Below are 426 nucleotides of genomic sequence, written 5' to 3' on the forward strand. Positions count from 1 at the left end.
GCCAACATCGCGCCGGCCGATCCCGCGAAAGTGGTGACGACGCATTTGAGGCCGGCTCGGGCAGCGTAGGCCGCCAGCGAAGCGCCGGCGTTCCCCGACGAGGCGGTGGCGACGACTTTAGAACCACGTGCGCGCGCCACGCTGACCGCGATGGTCGAGAAGTGGTCCTTGTGCGACCAGGTCGGATTTCTGCCTTCATCCTTGATTGCTAGATCCGGCACGCCGAGAAACGCGCCGATGCGCGGCGTGGCAAGCAACGGCGTCAGACCCTCGCCGAGGCGCACCGCCTCGGCTTCTGTGCAAGGCAGCATATGCGCAAAACGCCAGAGCGAGCGCGAGCTGGTGGCGCCGGTTAAAGGGTGAGGCTGCGGAGTTGCATAGACGGGCGCAAGATTTGCCGGCGCGGTGTCTTGGCAGCGCGCGCAT

1 protein-coding gene is annotated in these 426 nt (G+C 66.4%); it reads right to left on the reverse strand.

The window, feature by feature from the left end:
* Window positions 1-426: pyridoxal-phosphate dependent enzyme (locus tag EN861_RS36550; protein ID WP_135928208.1), on the reverse strand; the 426-nt coding region annotated here is incomplete at both ends.

It is taken from the genome of Mesorhizobium sp. M8A.F.Ca.ET.218.01.1.1, assembly GCF_004791165.1.
In the GTDB taxonomy this organism is placed as follows: Bacteria; Pseudomonadota; Alphaproteobacteria; order Rhizobiales; family Rhizobiaceae; genus Mesorhizobium.